Consider the following 20,916-nt stretch of genomic DNA (forward strand, 5'->3'; position numbering starts at 1 on the left):
TATTCTCCCACTATATAACTACAACTCGATCAACTGTTTGAAGTAAATATTTTTGAAAGACGGGATAGTCAATTAAATTGGTAATACTCAATTCCGGCATAACTGAATGCAATTTCGAAATTAAAATTTTATCTTTTGTAGACAAGAATAAATTTGTCTTTTTATTATTTGATTGATTAATTTTACCAAAATTCAAAATATTAATTGAAGAACTAGTGTCTATCGTTAGAAACACGTTTTCCTCTGCTTGATTGATTAAAAGGTAATCTCCCTTCCCAATCGGAACCAATTTATATACTTGCTCATTTCTCACTATTTCTCCAATAGGTGAGGCATCAATCTTAATTTCTTGATACTGTTTTAAAACTGTTTCAAGAAAAATATTATAATCAGTTTTCGCTGCATTTTCCCGAGTTCTAAGAAAATCGGTTGATTTGAATACAAATTTTTTAACTGAATTTGAAAGTCCAATTAAATTGAGGAAAAAGCCATCCTGATTTCCTAAGTATTCAATTATATCAATTTTTTCAACTGGAACAATCCGTTTAAACTCTCGCTCAAATACTTGACGAACACCATCAATTATTTCCGGAGTTAATTCATATTGATTTGCAATAACAAAATCTGCAAACTCATTTTGAGTTACCGCTGTACGTCCTACTCTGAATATCTGTTTTGCATGTGATGATATTGACTTTAAAGCATTTGCAGTAATTTGTGTCGGTTTTGTTCGCGACAATATAATAACATTATATTTATTAAAATCTTGAGAATTAATATAATTTATTTTTTCTTGAGCATCAATTTGATCTAATCCATCAACATAAATAAGTTTATTAATTTTTGTTGATTTGATATTAGTTATTCTGTCTTGATAGTTTTTGGTATTACCAAATAAAATATCTACCGCTATTTTAGAAGAATCATTATTTTGATACTCAACAAACTTGTTCGTCAATTGGCGCTCAATCGCAATATTATCTAATTGATTTAGAGAGTTAATTAATACTGTCTCTGTCGTGGCCAATATTCCTGGCAACTTATCGAGATCGAGAAGCAATCCCCTATCTGCTTTATATTCATCTAAATCATAAGCCCACAAAATAACAGGTTTTCCAGTAATATAGTAATCAAACAATATGCTAGAATAATCTGTCACTAGTCCATCTACTACCGACAATAATTCACTTGTATCAACTGAATTAGCTATAAGAATATCTGCTAATTCTTTTTCTTTACTAATTTTATCATAAACCAATTGATGAGCTTTTGCCAATAATTGCCAACCATCGGGTAAGCTTTCTTTAATAAGATTAACATTCTGCTTGAATTCCTCAGTCATGTCTTTTCTATTAGCGTCTTGGCCTCGCCAAGTTGGTGCATACAACAAAGTTTTCTTATCTGGATTTATCTTGATATTATTTTGACTCAAAAAATCAATCATTGTTTGTTTGTCAGTACTCTTAATTAAATCAATTCTTGGGTATCCAATTTCAAGAATCTTACCATCATATATACCATTCAAATCATAACTATCCGCTATGATATCAGTCGTGTATTTATTAGGCGAAATAATATAGTCTGACATGAGGAAACTACGCATAACATTATCCCACTGACCGTACTGTCCCCCCATGTATTTTCCCATACCCTTAATAGGAGTTCCATGCCATGTGTTCATTAACACTTGTCCACTTCTTTTTTGATAATAGTATGGCATAGAAACATTAGTCACAATATATTTTGCTTTTACAAGATATTCTATATGTTCAAAACTGTATGGTGTTACAAAAAAAACATTTCCCATAGACCAAAATCGCTTGATTTGTTCTGAAATTTCTGGTTTCAAAACCCATACATGCTTTATTTCACTATCAATATCACGGTCCATAATCTCCAAAAACATGGCGTATGGATTATCTGTCATACTCTTACCCAAGAAGGAATCGTAAAGAACTGTGTTTTTTTCTAATTCAATTGACGAGTTTGAAAAAAGATCCGTATAATATTCAAAATTTCTTGCAGAACTATTTTTAAGAATTTCTATTTGATTCTTTTTCGTTAATTTATCCTTTAATTTGTCATAATCCACTGATTCCATCTTACTTGTCCTCCAAAGGTAGCACAGTTTGTTCAAATAAATCCATCGTTTGTTTGTTGTATTTTACCGCATCAATACTTGAAATCGCTAGTTCATGGCGATTATCAATGAATTTTTTCATTCCTTCGTATAAAGAAATTACGTTGTTATTAACTAACACACCACCTTCGGTTTTTGAAAGCACCGATCGATTCCCAGGAATATCTGTAGCCAAAATAGGCATTCCTACAACACTTGCCTCTAACAATACCATAGGTTGTCCTTCATGGTCTGATGTCATCAAAAAACTATCTGAGTTTTTAAAATACCAATACGGATTACCAACTTGTCCAACAAATTTAACATGATGTTGTAACTGATATGAATCTCTATATTGAATCAGGTTATCTTTCAATGGTCCATCACCCAATATTAAGACTTCAACATCAGTGTAGCCATCATTTAGCACTCTGCGTAACGCATCCATCATTTTTTTATGAGCTTTTTCAGGTGACAGTCTTCCAGCCATAATAAAAGTAAATTTTTTATCATCGGGCGCAATTTTTATTTCATCATGCAATACCACTCCAGAAGCTGAAATTAATTTGTCTGAAAAATCAAGGTAATACTTTTGTTTATTCATTTCGAATTCCGAAATTGTATGAGTAAGTAGTTTGTGATGAATGTCTTCTTCATTAATTAGATTTTTTACTGTGACAAACTTATTTTCCAAAGCAAACTGCTCTAAATTAATTATATTTTCATGCATAACTTCATTAGAAACCGAAGCCAACTTATCAAAAAATTTATATAATGTAAATACTCTTAGTAAGGTTGCACGATTTGGATACTTTCCATCTATCAATCTTTGGGAATCTTTCCACATATCGTTATGTAAAAAGATGGTTTTTTGCTGCGCATTAACAGCTAATATCATAGACGCATAATAACTTGTATAGCCGCCAAAATCTATGGAATAATCGAACGAATCAGTTCCTAAGAATCTTTTCAATTCATGTTGATACATTTCGAATACTTTATCGGCATTCATCCAGCTTTGAAAACCACTACCTTTATTAATTTCATCATGTATAAATTGCTCAAAATCATCAAAAGCACCAATACCCCAACGCTGAATTAAATTAACATTAGTAGATAATTTCTTTACATTTTCGCTAGCAGAGCTATCAAATGTACCCTTCTCAATAATCGTAAGACTGTACTTACTATAATCAATTTTATTCGACAAATTCAAAATAGATGAGGTTATTCCGTTATTAAACATTCCACCTGAATATAACAGGATAGATATTTTATTATCAAAATACTTTTGATCTACTTTTTCAGGATAATCAACTTTTTCAACAAAATTAATCAAGTAATTATCAGTCAATTGATATGTATCTGAACTATTAAATTGAGCAAGTTGTTCTACAGAGTCACTAACTACTACTGAAACTTGATCCATAAAGGGTTCAATATTTCGCTGAGCACCTATAATATAATCTCTTAGTCCTTTATTTTTATAAAAATAATCAAAGTATCGCGCGCTAATCCTACACAATACTAGACTTTCATGAAATTTACTTTGTATTGTATAGATATATTTCTTCAAGTCATCAACAGATAACTTGGCTGTCTTTTCAGATGTCAAATCAACCAATACAATATTTTTGTATTTGTCCTGATTGACATAATTTTTAATTGCCCAAGGTGTTGGAATATTAAAAAAATTAGAGTTTTTATTTTGAATATTGTTAAACTCAGACAGTGCATTAAAATTAGTAACTATTTCTCCTTGATATAATGTTTTAATCGAAAATCTTTCAAATATTTTTTTGTAATCAACACCAACAGGAACGACTATTTTTGAAGAATGTAATAAAATACGTTGAAATCTAACTTTTTCTTTTTGTATAGGGCGTTCAATTTCATCTAGATCATACACAAAATCATTAACCAGATTAATAACTTGTTGATTCTCTTGGCGATTAAAATATGCTGGTAATTCGCCATCAGTAATAATTATTTTTGAAGTCATTAATACTTCAACTTCATCTAATGAATTTGGTTTAACATACTTTATATTCTTATAATTTATCGGTAACTTATCTTCTGGGCTGTCAGTAACTACATATAAAGTATTTCGCGATTTTTCTAAGGCCTTATATATGTATACCAACATAGCCGTTGTGATTTGACCTTTTTTTCTTAATTTGATGGTAACATTATTGAATAAATGTTTTTGCTTAAGAAGTTGAATTGATAGACTACGTTCTTTATAATTTTTGCTTTGCTTGTATTGTCTTAAAGCTTCACCATATTTTTCTTGTAAATCAAGAGGTATTCCTTCAATTATTTCTTGCTTAGAAAGGCTAGTTTTTTTATGGACATTCACTTCGTTATTTTTTTTATTTTTCCCGCCACCCATAGCCTTACGAACGTTTTCTGGAACAACTTTTCTAAAACTTTTTCTTAGATTCATAATTTATTCATTCCTCTTTTATAGATATTCAATAAAGTTCTTTTTAAATTTATTATGCAAAAAGCTACCTAATAACAGCATTAATAAAACTAATGACCAAAAAACTATAGTAGCTGGGTAAAATGTTGTCTCAAAATGCAAGTCTGGCCGATACCATGAATCACGAATACCATCAATGACATAATTAAAGGGTAGTAACCTCAAAATATCTCCAATAATGTTATTAAAACTACTAATTTTAAATATGACACCACCAATCCACATTGTCATCATCATTATTAACCTTAAAATACTTATATAATCAGGTATTAAGATAATTATCGTGGAATTTAACAACGAAAAACTATAACTAAACGATATCGTAGCAACAAGATAGTAAATAGTCCAGGGCCACTGAGGAGAAATACCTGTACCACCAAAAAGCATGATCAATGTTGCTAATCCAAACAATGCTAGAAAGGTCCAAATGGCTGAAGCAATTGATATAGCAGGTAATGTAGATAATGGAAATTTCATTTTTGAAACCAAAGCAATTTGTCGCTTTATAGATTGCGATCCACCCATAATTGCTTCATTCATAAAACGCCAAATGGCCATTCCTAAAAGCATCCATGCCAAATACTCAGCTGGATTAGTGTGCGCTTGACTTTGACCCAAACCAAAACCAAAAACAACAAAATAAACACTAACCTGCAATATCGGATTAAAAATTTTCCATGCTTGTCCTAAAAAGAAATTTTGATACGTACTTTGGTCACCGTATTTAACCATTCTGATGATTAATGGAAAATATATGATTTGCTCCCAAACAATTTTAAACGCATTAATCATTGTGTTCCCCCGTTTTGACTAGTTGATGTAGTACCAGATTCAGCAGATGATTCACTACTAGTTGTGGACTCCGTCGCACTATTTGCATTATTTGCTGCCTCCCCAGTATTAGCGGTGCTTGAGCTTGATGGTGGTATAGGTTGCTGTACTGCTGGTTGACTCGGTACCACATCTGCTGGTGCAGAATATGTCGTATCTGGTGCGACACTTTCAGCAGCACCGTCATTTACCGTTGTATCTGTTTCTTGATCATCTGGAATGCCATTACCATCACTATCAGCTATAGTTGGATCATCAACAGATGTGCTGTCTACAGCAACAGATGACGTTGCCGAAGTACTCACTTTTGAAGTACTTTTCTTGGCTTTAGATGCTTTCTTTTGCGGCTGTTTCTTTTGACTACTACGCTTACTTTGCTCTATTTTTTTAGCCGTTTCATCGCGTTTCGTTTGTGAGTCAGCTAATGCTGTCTTACTAGTGAACGCTATTAAGCTAATAAGTAAAATGACCACAAGCCAATTAATAAAACCAAACTTAGTATTTTGAATTTGTTTCTGCGTTTGCTTTGTCGCTTGTTTGACTAATTTGTCTTTTTGCGTTTCTAATGCTTTACGCTTCTCTCGATCAACTCTAGAAGCACTGCTTTCTGGAATATCTAACGCCAATTGTTGCACTGCAATATCGACAGCCGAAAAAGTACGTTGCTCATGCTTCATATCAGAGATATATTGCTCACGCTCTGGTTTACTCTTCTTATTAAAGTCTTTTTGCCACTGTTCATAATGTGGCATTACTTCAGTGGTTTTCCCCATCTCGCGCATTTCACCAAAATGCATCCAAATGACACGATCAGCAATTTGCTTGACTTGACCTGCTGAGTGACTCACAAAGAAAATTGTTTTTCCTTGTGCTTTAAACTCACGAATTTTGTCAAAACTTTTACTGGCAAAAGTAGAATCACCAACTGAAAGCGCCTCATCAATAATCATAATATCAGGGTTAGTGTGCGCCATAATTGAAAACCCTAACTTGGCTTTCATACCTGATGAATAATTTTTTACTGGTTGATCAATGAAATCACCTAATTCAGAAAAGGCAATAATGTCTGGTGAAACAGTTTTAATTTCTTTTTTTGTTAGTCCAGACATAAGCAACTTCAATTGAATATTGTCACGTCCAGTTAATGCAGGCTTCAACCCTGCACCAATACTAATAATTGATGTATCACCATTAATAGTCAATTCCCCAGTAGTTGGTGGGTAAATCTCACTCACAATGTTTAATAGGGTTGATTTTCCAGAACCATTTAAACCAACAACACCAATAGCTTCTCCAGCAAAAACATCAAAAGAAACGCCTTTTAGGGCCCAAAAATTTCTATCTGTTTTACTAGAGAAGCTTAAAATATTTAATATTTTTTCAGAACGTGTTTTCATTAATTCAAAACGTTTAGTTATATTTTTGACACTAATTTTTATGTTTTCTGTACTCATAATTTCATTTCTCAAAACTTGATTTTTTATATGTCTTCTCAAAAGCTTGTTGTAATTGATGAGTCTCTTGATCAAATTGTTTTTGGCTCATTTGACGGTCAGAAATCGTTACCAATTTAACGTGCTTCTTCAATTGTTCACCTAAATATTGCAATTGCCCAACGCTTTTACGCATTGGCACAAAGTTTCCTCGAACTAATCTATCATATCTTACCAACCAATGACTAATATCTGTTATCTCTCGAAATCTGTGATGTCCTGTTTGCTCCTGACGAACAGCATGCTTTCTCATCACTTGAATATATTGAGCTTTTTGATAAGCATAAGGAATATGGGTATCAAAAAAACGTGTAAAGGTCGGCAAAGGTAACAAATATAAATTAACTAGATTTATCATACCATAGCGCCAATTGAACACCTTAAAAAATTGTTTTTTAATAATATCTTTCTTATTGTATTCGGCATTAATAATACTTAAATTATTGATAAAAACATGCGCAAAATCATCAACAGGATTAATAACATTGAACCCAAAAATGTCTTTTGGCACACCACTTTTATCAAAAAAATCAGTTTCAACTATTGGTTTCACAATGAACATATCATCATCAAATAGTACAAAGTTTTCTGCTAAACCTTCAATTTTATGAATATACATCTGTATTGCGTTTGAGTTAAATGTGGGCAGTGTATCAAGAGGCATAAAATCTTCATGATTGACAATATGTATTTTTGGATGATTAGTGTCAAGCCATGTCGGTACTTGATGATCAGTGACGAGATGAATTTTATTAACCCATGGTGCATTTACCTCAACCATCCGAAACCAATATTTCAACATGCCGTAATCACGGTATCTTTCGACACTATTCAAGTTATTATCGTCTGAGCGGTACTGGTTCTTTTTTACTTGCCATTTTGGATCATTACCATCAACCCAAAGTATCACGAAATCTATCGGCATTTTCCATCCCTATCTTTTGATAAACTGCATGCATTTGTTGATCAATATTTTTTCGATCAAAAATCATCAGTTGATTAATACTTGGTTGACTGAGCTGCACACGTTTGTTATCAACCGTTTGCGATAGTAATCTTGCTAATACTTCACTATCACGCGGATTAAAGGTTTGTCCAATCTCATCATTTAAAATATAATCTTTAATGCCACGAATGTCAGCACCTAATAGGTAGGCACCATCGCGGATTGATTCTAACCCAGCACGTGACAAGCCTTCGCGCAATGAAGGCAGTACCGCGACATCAGCAGCCAGATTGATATTTCGAATTGCTGTTGTATAATTCAAAAAGTGAATTTGATCCGAAATATTAAGTTCTATCGACAGTTCTTGCAAATAGTCTAACAAACGTCCCTTGCCAGCAATAATATAGTGGACATCGGTTCTGCCTAATTTCTGCAAAGCCTCTAAGACGATACGGTGATTTTTTCGTGCAGACAGTTCACCAACTGAAACAATGATACGTACATTTTCAGGTAGGTGGAATTTTCTGATAATATCATTTTTAGCTTTAATATGTTCAGTCAGCGTTGACTCTTGTAGTAATTTATAATTTATGCCAACCCCTGCCTGATAATCAATATATTTTGTATGTAAGTGCCGTACAGCTAAGGCATAATCTTCTTTATTAATAACAATCAATTGTTTTGTGATAAAAGATAAGCACCACTCAATTGGAAAAATAAGCCAATTAATTTTTGCACTTGTTTTTGAGAAATGGAATCCGTGCGCGGTGTATATCACAGGCACTTTGTTTTTGAAACCTAGAATTCTACCTAACACTGAGGCGATGGGGGTGTGTACATGAATAAAGGAAAAATGCTCCTGTTTCATTAATTGATTAATATCCCACAGAGCATTGATATTATCTAATAAGTTACCAAAGCCACGTCTCAAGCTAATATCATGTACTACTATTTGTTTTTTATATAGCCAGTCAATAAATTTTTGATTACTCTTACCAGAAAGAGTCCCATAATGTGTAAAATTTGCGGCTACATGAACTTCATAACCCATATTTTGCAAAATTTCGATATTACGATGATTGAATTGCGCTAAAAACGATGATGTCGATGTTATTATTAATGCTTTTTTCCGAAAAATCGTCTTATACCATCTCTTTCAATAATAATTGGTAGTGTACGTAAAATAATCATAATATCTCCCAATAGTGTCACATGATTAGCATATATTGCATCAAAATCAGCTTTTTGAATATTTTTCAATTGTTTACGTCCATTGACTTGAGCAAGCCCGGTGAGTCCTGGCTTTACATTAAGTGCTCCAGATGCTTGCCTTAATTGCACTAACTCTGTTTCTTGTGGTACAACTGGTCGCGGACCAATTAAACTCATGTCACCCTTCAAGATATTAATCAACTGTGGTAATTCATCGATTGACGTTGTTCTTAAAAATCGGGCAAAACGAGAAACCCGATTTCTAATCTTTACACGCTGCTCACCAACTAAAATTGGGGTATCTGTAGGTAGTGTTCTGAACTTATAAATTTCAAAAATAACACCATACTGGCCCACACGCTGTTGATGATAAATAACACTATCTTTTGTTGTAATATACAGTGTTATATAGACAACAAAAAGAAGTGGCGATAACACAATAAGTGCAATTATCGCCCCCATAAAATCAAACAACTTTTTTATATGTTCTTTATACATTCTCTTCCCATTTACTGTCTCTCCAAACAAGTAATGTCTTCATGATGTGTTCAAAATCAATCAAGCATTATCCCTAGATGTTTTATGTCATTAACAGCAAGTACTTCCTATATAAAGTTATTATAATCTTATCATTTATTACAATCCTTTTCCATTACATTAATATTTCTTTTATATAGACATAAAAAAATAATATTTTCGTTATTTATTACAGGACTTTTTTGTAATATAACATGATTGAATCGCATATTAAATCTCAAAAAAATGCCCTAGTATTTGGCTACGACATTTTTTAAATCATATCAAGTTATCTTTATTAATCTTCGTTTTTCACATCATCTAGTAAATCACGTTCTTGATTGGTAAGTTGGCGTGCTTCCAATAGATCAGGTCGTCGCAACCATGTGCGCCGTAGAGATTCTTTCAAACGCCATTCAGCGATTTTTGCATGGTTACCACTCATCAAGACATCAGGCACTTGACGGCCTCGAAAATCAGCTGGACGCGTATATTGTGGAAATTCCAAGAGATTATCTTGGAATGAGTCCTCAGCAGCACTGGCTTGGTTACCCAATACATCAGGCAAAAAACGAGCAGTTGCATCAATAATGACCATTGCTCCCAATTCGCCACCGGTTAGCACATAATCACCAAGTGAAATTTCATCATCAACCAACTCACGAATCCGCTCATCATAACCCTCATAATGACCAGCAATGAAAGTAATATGTTCTTTTTGCGCTAACTCTTCTGCAACATGATGATCAAACTGACGACCTGCAGGATCTAACAAGACCACATGTCCCTTATCACCAGCTTCTTTTTCAACAGCTGCCATCGCATCGAAAATTGGTTGCGCCATGAGTAGCATCCCCGCACCCCCACCAAAGGGATAATCATCCACATTATTGTGCTTGTTTTCAGTATAATCACGAAAATCAGTCACGTGAAAATCTAAAGCGCCTTTATCAATAGCTTTACCCAAAATGGATTGTTTTAATGGTGTAAACATATCAGGGAATAAACTTAAAACATCAATTCGCATTAGTCCAAAAGCCCTTCCAGTGCGTCAATCGTGATTAACTTATTGTCGACATCAACTGATTTGACAACATCATCAATCATTGGAATCAAAGCATCAGGCTGTCCCTCACGCTTCACAACCCAAACATCATTAGCACCTGTGGTCATAATTTCAGAGACAATACCAATGACATTACCAGTCAAGTTAACTACCCGGCTATCAATGATCTCATCATAATAGTATTCATCATCTTCAAGTTCTTGTCGCTCATCACTAGCAACATAGATATCATCAGTTTTATATTTTTCAATTTCGTTGATATTCATGATGCCTTCAAACAAAACTAGCCACATATTCTTATGTAATCTTGAAGATTGCACCGTCATGGGAACTAAGCCTTGTTTTGTCTCAATTTGTAATTCAACACCTTTTTTAAAGCGATTTTCCGGAAAATCTGTAATTGCCATGATTTTAACTTCGCCACGGATACCGTGTGTGTTGACAATTGTGCCAACTTTAAATAAATTATCTGTATTTGTCATAGTGTTATTATATCAGATTTTAACCCTATCTAACGCCAATAATTCTGCTTTTATGTGCGAACCATAGCGATATTGGCCAATACCCCCACTTTTGGGTAAAATACGATGGCAAGCATTGATAATTGTCAGCGGATTCTTCCCAATAGCACTAGCAACCGCACGAATTGCCGTTGGATGGTTAGCACGTTGCGCTAATTCTGCGTAAGTCAAATATTCGTGAGGTATCATATTATGCATTGCTTGCCATACCTCTCGCTGAAATTTGGTGCCTGAGAGATAATTAATTTTTAATTGTCGCCAGTCGATGGCTTCACCTGCTGCGTAGTGCTTAAACAATGCTACTTCTGGCACGTTATCTGCTATCACATCAACTGTTGGATAAAAACTTTTAAAATCAGCAACACCATCACCATCGTCTGCTAAGCTCACAAAAACCAAGGCATCATCTTGTTTAAACAACGTCAATTGTCCACCTAAAAAAGTTATTGTCTCATAAATAATCATACCTTTAGTTTATCATAAGTAATTAATAACAATAAAAAAACGACCACATCATCAGTCGTCGTTTAAAATATTATTTTTTCAAGCTATCAATATCGATATCTTCAATCGTTGCTACTTTAGCTTTATCCAACATATTAGCTTTAAATCTAACGTTGTCGCCTACCTTCAAAAAGACAGTTGTTGGCGCGCTATCAGCGTCTATACGGAATACCGTTGCTTGATTCTCTAACATGAAGTTCACAATGGTTGTTTTACCATCATTGACCAAAGCTACACGTGATACCTTACCCGAAATTGATTTTGCCAGTTTAGTATCAGTTGATCGATTATTGGACTTTGATTCAGCCAAATCATTACGATAATCATCTAGTGCTTCCTGTGCATTATCACCATCAATAACAATATCATTATCAATTGCATTGATATAGACATACTTCTTAAAGATACCTTTACTATCTAGCAAAGATATGACCCAAGTTGGTGTGCCATCAATGTTATACAAGATCGGCATTTTTGCTTGCCATTTCTTTTCTGGATAGATTTTGTCCGCAATACTAATTGCACCATCAGAATCCATTAAGCCTGAGCGTGTATCCCGATAATACGTCAATTGTCCTGTTTTAGCATCCACCAATGAATAACCTAAAGCAGAGTCCTGATCATTATTCCCCGATGTAAAATCAGTGAAATAGACTAAATTCCCCTTTGAATCGATCAAAGGCGTAATTTGACCCGCAGCATAGACACCATTATCTGTTGGTACCTTCACATCACGCTTGGCACCAAAGGCTGTCTGGTTCCACCAACCCTTTTGATAACGACCATAGAACTCATTCATTTGATTAGCAGCAGCACTTGTAATTGGTGCATCAATAAACTTTGGCGCTTTTTGCGCATCATAAACATTAACATCACCCGTTTGGGCATTCAGCACCGCTGTTTTAAATTCATTGAACTTCATGCGACCAGAAACACCGTACTCGCGGTACAAAGTTTGAACATAGTATGGTGTCCCATTATCATCGATTTCTAAATTCATACGACCCGTACTAGCATATGTAGGTGCGGCTGCATATATCTTACGTGCGGCATCATCATTAAGATAAGCCGATGGGCTATATTTCAAAGGTTCTTTAACAAATTTTGGTTGTGCATTGACATCTGTGGCGCTAATCATGAAATATCCTGGCACAGATCTATTTTTAAGCCACTTGAAGAATCCATTAAATTCAACCGTTGCAACGTAAACGTACTGCCCATTGATTGTTTGAGCCGTGATACCATCCAGTTCATACATATTAGAATTAGGAATGACACTGAACTTTTGTTGCATCTTACGTTTAGCGGTTTCTGGCGCTAAAGCAATCGGCATTTCTTTAGCTGATGTCAGTAATTCTGCTGACCGCTTCTTTTGTGTTGGAATGGAATCGTATACATTATTAATACTGGTAATGCGTGTGACGAACGACGTCCCACCAACAATAATCCAAAGTACGATTGGAATTAATAATACCCATACATAGCGCTTCAAAAAGCTTGTTTGTTTCGGTGATATATTGACCGTATTAGCATGTTTATTATTTCCACTAAATTCGCGTATCTTGTCAATCGCTGACAACCCAGCATTACCTAAAAAGTTAACAATTGCCGCAGCAACTGCCAAGAAAATATTAACATTTAATAATGTCGTTAAGTTTTTAGGGGGTAATTGAATATAAAGTGCCAAATAAATAACAACGAACTCAATAATAGTCGTAGTAATAAACCATAACCAGCGCCTATTTAATGCAACAGCGATAACATTAGCCAGTAACATACCAATACTAAACACTAATGTCACGTTGATAAAATCTAATAACATAAAATTCTCCTTAACAGTGCGTAAAATAGCATATCTATCATTATCAATTATAAAGTAACAATGATAACAAAGATAGTAAACAGTCATCATTATGTAGATAATCAAAAAACCTAATTGGCATGTTTCCCAATTAGGTTTTATAATCTGATACTTTTTGAAGAAAGCGTAGACCAAAAATTAAAGTGCTGCTTTAATTTGATCAAAAACTTTCTGTGTGCCCACACCTGTTAATAAAGCAACACCATTAATAACCTTATCTTGAATTTCATGTGGCACCATTGTCGTTGAAACTACGATATCATAATCGCCGTTTCGAATAGCGCTAACCTCATCAGAAATTTTTGATTGTAAAAATTTAACTTCGTTAACTTTACCTTCTGAGGTTAGAAACTCTTTAATTTTCCCTGTAGCAATTGTTGATGTTGCAATTCCTGTACCACACACTACCATCAGTGACTTTATCATTTTATTACTCCTTTTTATATACGTTTCGTATGAAATTTATTCAACCAAATCATCAAAGCAAGAACAATCATGCCAGCAACCGTGATACCACCCCAGCTTAATAATTTACCTAACCCAACAATTAGCAGTGTTGTCCAAGCACCTCCATCTGACAACACTGAGATGGAAGACGCGCCGTTCATTGAGAAATGAGCTGATTTAGCAGCAATTGTTAGCAATGGTGCAATCCAAGACGCAATCCATAATGAGATAGCAATATCTATTATGCCACCAATCACAATTCTAAAAACATTTCCACCGAATACTGCAGCCATAACTGCAATCATAAATGGTATTGTTGCTAAATCTCCAAAGGGTAACACTGTGTTCCCTGGCAAAATAACAGCAATCAATAGCGATAATGGTACTAAAATTAATGAAGCAGATAACACTGCTTCCTGTCCAACAGCCAAGGCAGAATCCATACCGATGTACAAGTCACGTCCAGGAAATTTTTTCTGTACTAACTGATTGGCTGCTTCAGAAATTGGTGATAGTCCTTCCATCAATAAAGCTACCATACGCGGCATTAAAATTAAAACAGCAGATGTGGTAATACCTAAATTCAAAATCTTAGTAATATCATACTGTGCTAATGATCCGATAATCAACCCAATAATAAGGCCCATAACTGCTGAATCGCCAAAAACACCTAATCGTTTTTGTATGGTTTCTGGTGTCCAATGAATATTTTTAATACCTGGAATTCGATCCAAAACCCAATTAATAGGTAATGCGATCACAAATCCAGGTGCAGAAGCACCTTGAGGAAAAGAAATACCTTCTAACCCATAGTGTTTTTGAATCGTAGGTGCTGCCAAATCAGCTAAGAAATAAATCCACATCGCATGAACTATCATTGTTGCCAAGCCCAAAGCAAAGTTATTTGTCGCTGCATACACTAACGACCCAGTAAATGCAATATGCCAGTAATTCCATAGATCGACGTTTAAGGTTTTAGTTAGCCCTATAACTAACAAAATAACATTTAAAGCAACACCAATTGGAATGGCCAAACTTCCTAATGTTGTGCCGTATGAAATCGCCGATGCTGCTGGCCATCCAACATCAATCGAGCCAAGTGTTAGCCCAAAATTCCGGACCATCGACTGAGCTGCCGGACCTAAATTATCAGTCAATAATTCAATAACTAGATTTAAACCCGTAAAACCAATACCAACCATTAAAGCTGCTTTAAATGCTTTCCCTACTTTAATTCGTAAAAATAATCCAAATACGAATAATAACATTGGTAAAAATACGGTTGGACCTGCGTTCAATAACCATCTAATAATCCCCATTATAATGTCCTTTCTTACTCAATACCTGCTGTTTCCAAAATTGAAATAACATTCTCAATACTGTTAGTATTCAAAATTTTAATTAAAAGTTTTTTATTTTGAATAAGGCCAATTAGTTTTTGTAACATCTCTAACTGCTCATGTGGTTTCGTTAACGCTAGCATAAATATAATCTTAACTGGTACGTCTTTCCCGTCACCCATTTGGAAAAAATTCACAGGTGACTTTAATCTCATGACACCAATTTGTGAACGTATAACATGTTGCACATCAGTATGCGGTATTGCGACACCAATAATTTCAGTTGCCAATCCAGTTGGAAAACTTTCTTCTCGTTTTAACACTGCTTCTATAAAAGACGTCTGGACAATCTTATGATCAACAAATTTTTTTGCTAACAGTTTAAGTGCTTCTGTTCTATTCTGAGCTTCAGAATCTAGTACTATTACTTTATCATCAAGCATGTTTTAATACCTCTTTTATTATATAAGTTAAATCTTGTTGGGTTATTATTGTTCTCAATTTTTTTAAACCAGTATCGCTAAGAAAAAAATTAAGTACAGTTATAATATTTTTCGATGGATATTGGTTATCGATAATCATTATTAAATGTAATTTATCCCAGCTTCGTAATAACAAAATGCCCTGGTAAGATAGATTCGGCAAGACCACATGTGGTAAATCAATATCAGGAGCAATTTGCACACTCCCTAATTGATTACGTTGAATTATTGCCTGTTCAACCACATGTTGCACTAAATTAAAATGTTTTGCCACTAACTGTGATATAGATTTTTGCTCACTCATTGTTTCAAAAATATATCTATCCATAAGCTAAATCCTTCACGCGTCTTTTATCACCTTCATTAAACAAAGCACTAACTTGAATAATTGGTGACACCGTCTGATAAGGTACCTGAACAGTAGAAATCACTAAATCAATATCTTGATATTTTTTTAAATCCTTTTGGTATGTTTTCGATGATATAACATCTACAATATCAAAATCAGGAAATGAATGTCTAACCTTTGTCTGCAATAGTTGTGCTGTTCCAACTCCTGTTGAACACATAATTAGTACACGTTTATAGTTTGTAGCATCTTCTATAGCACGGACAACGTACAGTGTTAGAAATCCCACTTCATCATCTGAAATAATATAGGACGATTTTTGTGTTATTCCTTTTATATTATTAAAAGCATCTTCATAATTAAATTTAATATCGTTTAGCAGAGGATTAATGATTGATATATTCGCCGTAATGCGATGAATCATAGGTCTCACGTGTCCTAATAATCCTTTTATTAAATTGTTACGATTGACGTGTTTCCCAAGCGATATATTTTGAATGATGAAACTCACTAATCGATGCGCTTCGTCATCTTTGCTATCATCTAAATTTTTGTTGTATCGTAATCCTACAAGGTAGACTAATAAATTTTCAACTTCTTGTGAGTGAATGGAATCATTAAGATAGTGACCTAAATTATCAATGATTTTTCTTGCAACAACCGTTAGTTTTTCATCATATTGCGTTAAACTGGTTAAATTTAATTGTTCCTCATACCGTTTTTGACGTACACTCTGAATTAAAATATACAGATGTGAGAAAATATTAATCGTGTACGGATCTAAAATTTGAACAGATAATTCAGTTTCAATAAGTACCATTTGCGCGCTTATAAATTGACGATCATTATCAGATACATTTGGAAAAATATCACTAATATTATCTAAAACTTTTCCTGTTCTTGTTTCTTCTAATAAAAAATAATTCAGCGCTTTTCGTAATTGTACCTCTGTACCAACAGCTCGCACCTGTCCATCCGATCGCTGTAATTGTATTCTAAACTGCAGTAATTTAGTATTTCAAAATGATAAATACCGTGATAATGTAGAATCAGATACATAAAATTGATCAGTTAATTCCCAACGATTCACGGCTTTTGGGAATTGTGTCAAAATTGTAATTGCTAGATTTATTGATTTTTGTGCCTCTTGTTGCTCTTCTGTTAGAAGGGCTACTTTTTTAACTAAGCGATAGCCTCGTCCCCGTTGAGATTGAATTACTTTCTCGGTTGTATTTAATTTACTAATCAATCGATAAACTGTTTTTGTTGAAGATCCTAATGTTTCTGAAATTTCTTGTGCAGTTACAAAATCAACTTGTTTTCCCAAAAACATTAACACACGATTTTCTAACATGCTCATTTTTTCACCTCCATCTCTATAAATATAGTATACGTCACTATTGTTACCGCTTACACTTTAATATGTCCATTGCTTTAGACATTTATTCAAAAAAGCAAAATAAGACATCAAAAAAACCTAATCAGCACATGGACTGATTAGGTTTTTTGATTTTTTTAAAGAAACCATAAAACAATTACCCTAAAATTATTATAAAGAATATTTAAAACAATGGCGAATTTGTCATTTCAATAATGAAAATAGCTCCATATGATACTAACAGTTTAATGTCAAGCCAACCTAACAACACCTGACAGAACTGGTGCAGTTATAAAACTTAGAAGAGCATGTGCTAAATATACTGTATCAGACATAATCGCACCTTTTATCACTGTTCCACCAAGTGAATCTATTTCAACCAAAGTGCCTGTCCCTAATACATAGCTCTCTTTGGTTATTGAACCACCCATATCAATGAATAACATACGCCAAGTATAGCACCTAACTATACTGAATGGCACCATCTAAACCAGATAGGAAATTATTCAGACCGATATTAATTACCGACAGTAAAATATTAAGCAGTAGTATTAATAATATGTCACCTATCTAATACTGGATAAAATAAAATTGATTGATGAAACTACTCTAACAACAGTAAAAAAAGTAACCACCATAATAATTATGGCAATTACTTTCTCACTTAATTATACCAATGCCAACAAATCAGCCTTCTTAGCTGATGATGCATAAGTTGTACCATTAGCATCCAAGTATGCCTTGATTTCGGCAACTGTGTTCTTTTCTGTTGGCTTTGCAGATGAAGTAGCAGTCTTTGCTGATGCTGGCTTCTTACCTGCCTTTGATGCAGCATACTTTGCTAAAATACCAGTATGTGTCAACAAGTTACGTACAGTATCTGATGGTTGTGCACCATTGCTCAACCATGACAAAATCTTTGCTTCATCCAAATTGATTTCAGCAGGTTGTGTAATTGGGTTGTATGTTCCAACAGTTTCAATAAAACGACCATCACGTGGTGAACGTGAATCAGCGATAACGACACGGTAGAAAGGACGCTTCTTAGCACCCATACGCTTCAAACGAATTTTTACTGACATATTATATGTCCTCCATATTTCTTATGTGCTTTTTACACTTATATTACTCTCTTATTATGCCACGAACAGCATTTGATGTCAAGGGGTTTTACTTGACATCGACAATCCAGCTATTGATTTTTTTAACTAAAGGTTCTTGTAAATAGCGCAATGTTAACCTTCGCGCACTATCACCATCACGCACTGTAATATGTAAATGTGTTATGTGCTTGTTGATTAACAACATACTACGCGATGTTGCAATACTTTGAATTTTTTCACGTGGCATATAATAAGTGTGCTTTGTGAAATTTGATGATAATTGTACAATCAAGTACTGACCGTCAACTTGTATGCGTTGATCCATCATTTGCCACCAACTAGCTAACAGTGAGTAACCAATTAATAAAATCGTACAAATAATTAACAATGGTAGATCATAGGTCAAATGAAAATGAATTGTCCACTTAGTGATATAATAAGTGATCCAAATCAAGCTGGCAATGAAGATATCTAACCAAAAAATCATATTCAGACGATACCACAAGGCACGGTTAGCATTCATACTATTAGTCGGGTTTATAAAATGATATTGGGGCAAAAATGGCTGAATCACTTCACCTGCACTGCTCATTCTCACAACTGGCATGATACTAGTCTGTTTAACTTCCCCTTTTGTATTATTGACAGATGAAGCCAATAATACATCGACTGAGACGAGTTTGACTAACCGACGTAACAATGATTGTTGAAAATGCACTGCTTGCACACGTGATACGCGTAATTGGACATTTTGCTTAGTGAATAAACCACGCGTGATTGCTAAATGCTGACCGATTCGTGATATTTTAAACTGAAAATATTGGCTGTATAATTTAAAAAATGACAGCAGAAAACCAAAAATAATAAATATCATCACTAGCCCAATAAAAATTGTTACATTTTGCTGATTTAACCAAGCAGTGAATTGTCTTGACAATGTTGCTGGCAGAAACTCTTGGACTTGCGAAAAAATAAGGAATATTGCCCCTACTGTTCCTAAACTACCTAATGAAGTCAACGCAAATAAACATAAATCACGATCATTGATTTGATAACTTGCCGCAATGGCAGGTTGCTCTGATAAAGTTTTAATAACTTCAGCACTTTTAGTTTGTGATCGTCGACGTAGATTTTCAATATGTTCAATTTGAGGCAGCGTCAGTGCACTAAATTCTATTTTATCCTGACTTTTACCAGATGTTTCGATTGTGACATGGAACACATCAAACGGTTGAAAATAAATCGGCTGATTACGGGTAATTGTTTGTATTCTTTCAAAAGGTAAATGCACATGTTTTTTAGCAAAAATACCACGTTTTAAAGAAATTTCGTGTTCCGTCGTGATATAAGTAAAAAAATACCACTTAAGAAAACCAAATGCTAATGAAACTAATAAAAGAATAACTACAATTCCTAATTGAAATACCCTTGAACCAGAAAATCGCAAAATACCAAAAAAAGCCGGCCAAATCAATGATACAAAAACATTGAGCACCTCACGTATGATGGCAACCTTTGGCTGGCGATGCCCTATTTCCTTAGTCATCGGTATCCACCTCACGTGCTTGTCGTGCAGCTTGAATTAATTGATCACGTAACTGTAGCGCCGTCTTTTCATCAATTGCATTAATAGTGAAAGCATTGGCTGCAGTGACAATTGATAATTTTTGCAACTTGAAAATGTTTAAGATTGGGCCTTGCACAGTATCAACATTTTGAATACGATTTAACGGAATTGTTTGTGACTGACGCCAGAAAAAGCCCTTATAAATTGAGACAGAATGCGGATTAATGACATACTGATGAAAACGATAGTAATAAGGAATCAGTAAAGCATAAGCAAGTAAACACAGTAGTACTAGTACAAAAATAACTTGAATAATAGTGGCTAAAATATTTTGCCAATGGTTTAAGAAAAAACTATTGATGACTAAACCAACAGCCAAAATCAAAACAAAAGCGATACTTGTATGAATCAGCCAAACAATTTTGACTGATTTTGGTAGTTTTTGCGCGTTATCTGGTAACATAATATTCACTCCCCCCGAAGCATTATTCTTCACGTTGTGCGTTAATTTCTTCACTCAAGATAATTAATTGATCAAGCGCACGACGGGCTAATCGTGCGTCATGTGCACGATTAGCTTCATTAGTAATACCACCCAATGTATGTGGTGTGTTGACATCCTTAATAATGGCAATGAGTTGTTCATGCCATAATGATAGTTGATCTTTTTCCATCTTAATATTCTCCCTGTAGACG

The 20,916-nt window shown here is 34.2% G+C and carries 22 protein-coding genes; all 22 read right to left on the reverse strand.

Features of this window, described 5'->3' with window-relative positions; all coding sequences use genetic code 11:
* Positions 1–10: 10 nt before the first annotated feature.
* Entirely contained in the window at positions 11–2,101 is a 2,091-nt protein-coding gene (locus tag FGL89_RS02060; RefSeq protein WP_014974063.1) for a CDP-glycerol glycerophosphotransferase family protein, read from the reverse strand.
* A gap of 1 nt (position 2,102) precedes the next feature.
* Complete coding sequence (locus FGL89_RS02065; RefSeq protein WP_014974062.1) at positions 2,103–4,565, reverse strand: glycosyltransferase; 2,463 nt, start codon at positions 4,563–4,565, stop codon at positions 2,103–2,105.
* 18 nt (positions 4,566–4,583) lie between these two features.
* Positions 4,584–5,396 (reverse strand): ABC transporter permease, encoded by an 813-nt coding sequence (locus tag FGL89_RS02070; protein ID WP_014974061.1) that lies wholly within the window; start codon positions 5,394–5,396, stop codon positions 4,584–4,586.
* On the reverse strand, positions 5,393–6,889 hold the full coding sequence (locus tag FGL89_RS02075) for an ABC transporter ATP-binding protein (protein WP_014974060.1): 1,497 nt from the start codon (positions 6,887–6,889) through the stop codon (positions 5,393–5,395). The genes FGL89_RS02070 and FGL89_RS02075 overlap by 4 nt, the downstream gene beginning before the upstream one ends.
* 4 nt (positions 6,890–6,893) lie before the next feature.
* Complete coding sequence (locus FGL89_RS02080; protein WP_014974059.1) at positions 6,894–7,853, reverse strand: stealth family protein; 960 nt, start codon at positions 7,851–7,853, stop codon at positions 6,894–6,896.
* The gene (locus tag FGL89_RS02085) at positions 7,822–8,925 is read right to left on the reverse strand and encodes a glycosyltransferase (RefSeq protein ID WP_014974058.1); all 1,104 of its coding nucleotides are present in this window, start codon (positions 8,923–8,925) and stop codon (positions 7,822–7,824) included. Before FGL89_RS02085 ends, FGL89_RS02080 begins: the two co-directional genes overlap by 32 nt.
* A gap of 65 nt (positions 8,926–8,990) precedes the next feature.
* Positions 8,991–9,584 (reverse strand): sugar transferase, encoded by a 594-nt coding sequence (locus FGL89_RS02090; protein WP_014974057.1) that lies wholly within the window; start codon positions 9,582–9,584, stop codon positions 8,991–8,993.
* Between the two features lie 316 nt (positions 9,585–9,900).
* Positions 9,901–10,629, reverse strand: a complete 729-nt coding sequence (gene trmD, locus FGL89_RS02095; protein ID WP_014974056.1) for a tRNA (guanosine(37)-N1)-methyltransferase TrmD — start codon at positions 10,627–10,629, stop codon at positions 9,901–9,903.
* Complete coding sequence (rimM, locus tag FGL89_RS02100) at positions 10,629–11,150, reverse strand: ribosome maturation factor RimM (RefSeq protein WP_014974055.1); 522 nt, start codon at positions 11,148–11,150, stop codon at positions 10,629–10,631. Before rimM ends, trmD begins: the two co-directional genes overlap by 1 nt.
* A gap of 12 nt (positions 11,151–11,162) precedes the next feature.
* The gene (locus tag FGL89_RS02105; RefSeq protein WP_014974054.1) at positions 11,163–11,654 is read right to left on the reverse strand and encodes a methylated-DNA--[protein]-cysteine S-methyltransferase; all 492 of its coding nucleotides are present in this window, start codon (positions 11,652–11,654) and stop codon (positions 11,163–11,165) included.
* Between the two features lie 70 nt (positions 11,655–11,724).
* Complete coding sequence (locus FGL89_RS02110) at positions 11,725–13,515, reverse strand: DNA-binding protein (protein ID WP_014974053.1); 1,791 nt, start codon at positions 13,513–13,515, stop codon at positions 11,725–11,727.
* Positions 13,516–13,692: 177 nt separating this feature from the next.
* Entirely contained in the window at positions 13,693–13,977 is a 285-nt protein-coding gene (locus FGL89_RS02115; RefSeq protein ID WP_041773191.1) for a PTS sugar transporter subunit IIB, read from the reverse strand.
* Between the two features lie 17 nt (positions 13,978–13,994).
* Positions 13,995–15,320 (reverse strand): PTS galactitol transporter subunit IIC, encoded by a 1,326-nt coding sequence (locus FGL89_RS02120; RefSeq protein WP_014974051.1) that lies wholly within the window; start codon positions 15,318–15,320, stop codon positions 13,995–13,997.
* 14 nt (positions 15,321–15,334) lie between these two features.
* Entirely contained in the window at positions 15,335–15,784 is a 450-nt protein-coding gene (locus FGL89_RS02125) for a PTS sugar transporter subunit IIA (RefSeq protein WP_014974050.1), read from the reverse strand.
* Positions 15,777–16,151, reverse strand: coding sequence for a PTS sugar transporter subunit IIA (locus FGL89_RS02130; RefSeq protein ID WP_014974049.1), 375 nt, complete (start codon positions 16,149–16,151; stop codon positions 15,777–15,779). The genes FGL89_RS02125 and FGL89_RS02130 overlap by 8 nt, the downstream gene beginning before the upstream one ends.
* Positions 16,144–17,139, reverse strand: a complete 996-nt coding sequence (locus tag FGL89_RS02135; protein ID WP_014974048.1) for a BglG family transcription antiterminator — start codon at positions 17,137–17,139, stop codon at positions 16,144–16,146. Before FGL89_RS02135 ends, FGL89_RS02130 begins: the two co-directional genes overlap by 8 nt.
* 51 nt (positions 17,140–17,190) lie before the next feature.
* Complete coding sequence (locus tag FGL89_RS08710) at positions 17,191–17,532, reverse strand: HTH domain-containing protein (RefSeq protein ID WP_014974047.1); 342 nt, start codon at positions 17,530–17,532, stop codon at positions 17,191–17,193.
* A 269-nt stretch (positions 17,533–17,801) separates the two neighbouring features.
* Positions 17,802–17,981 carry a hypothetical protein gene (locus FGL89_RS02140; RefSeq protein ID WP_148273015.1) on the reverse strand — a complete coding sequence of 60 codons (180 nt, stop codon included), beginning with the start codon at positions 17,979–17,981 and terminating at the stop codon, positions 17,802–17,804.
* Positions 17,982–18,218: 237 nt separating this feature from the next.
* Positions 18,219–18,632, reverse strand: a complete 414-nt coding sequence (rpsP, locus tag FGL89_RS02145) for a 30S ribosomal protein S16 (protein ID WP_014974045.1) — start codon at positions 18,630–18,632, stop codon at positions 18,219–18,221.
* Between the two features lie 88 nt (positions 18,633–18,720).
* Positions 18,721–20,199 (reverse strand): PH domain-containing protein, encoded by a 1,479-nt coding sequence (locus tag FGL89_RS02150; protein ID WP_014974044.1) that lies wholly within the window; start codon positions 20,197–20,199, stop codon positions 18,721–18,723.
* Positions 20,192–20,683, reverse strand: a complete 492-nt coding sequence (locus FGL89_RS02155; RefSeq protein WP_014974043.1) for a PH domain-containing protein — start codon at positions 20,681–20,683, stop codon at positions 20,192–20,194. Before FGL89_RS02155 ends, FGL89_RS02150 begins: the two co-directional genes overlap by 8 nt.
* 22 nt (positions 20,684–20,705) lie before the next feature.
* Positions 20,706–20,894 carry a hypothetical protein gene (locus FGL89_RS02160; RefSeq protein WP_014974042.1) on the reverse strand — a complete coding sequence of 63 codons (189 nt, stop codon included), beginning with the start codon at positions 20,892–20,894 and terminating at the stop codon, positions 20,706–20,708.
* Between the last annotated feature and the right edge of the window lie 22 nt (positions 20,895–20,916).

Source organism: Leuconostoc carnosum, assembly GCF_007954525.1.
Taxonomy (GTDB): domain Bacteria; phylum Bacillota; class Bacilli; order Lactobacillales; family Lactobacillaceae; genus Leuconostoc; species Leuconostoc carnosum.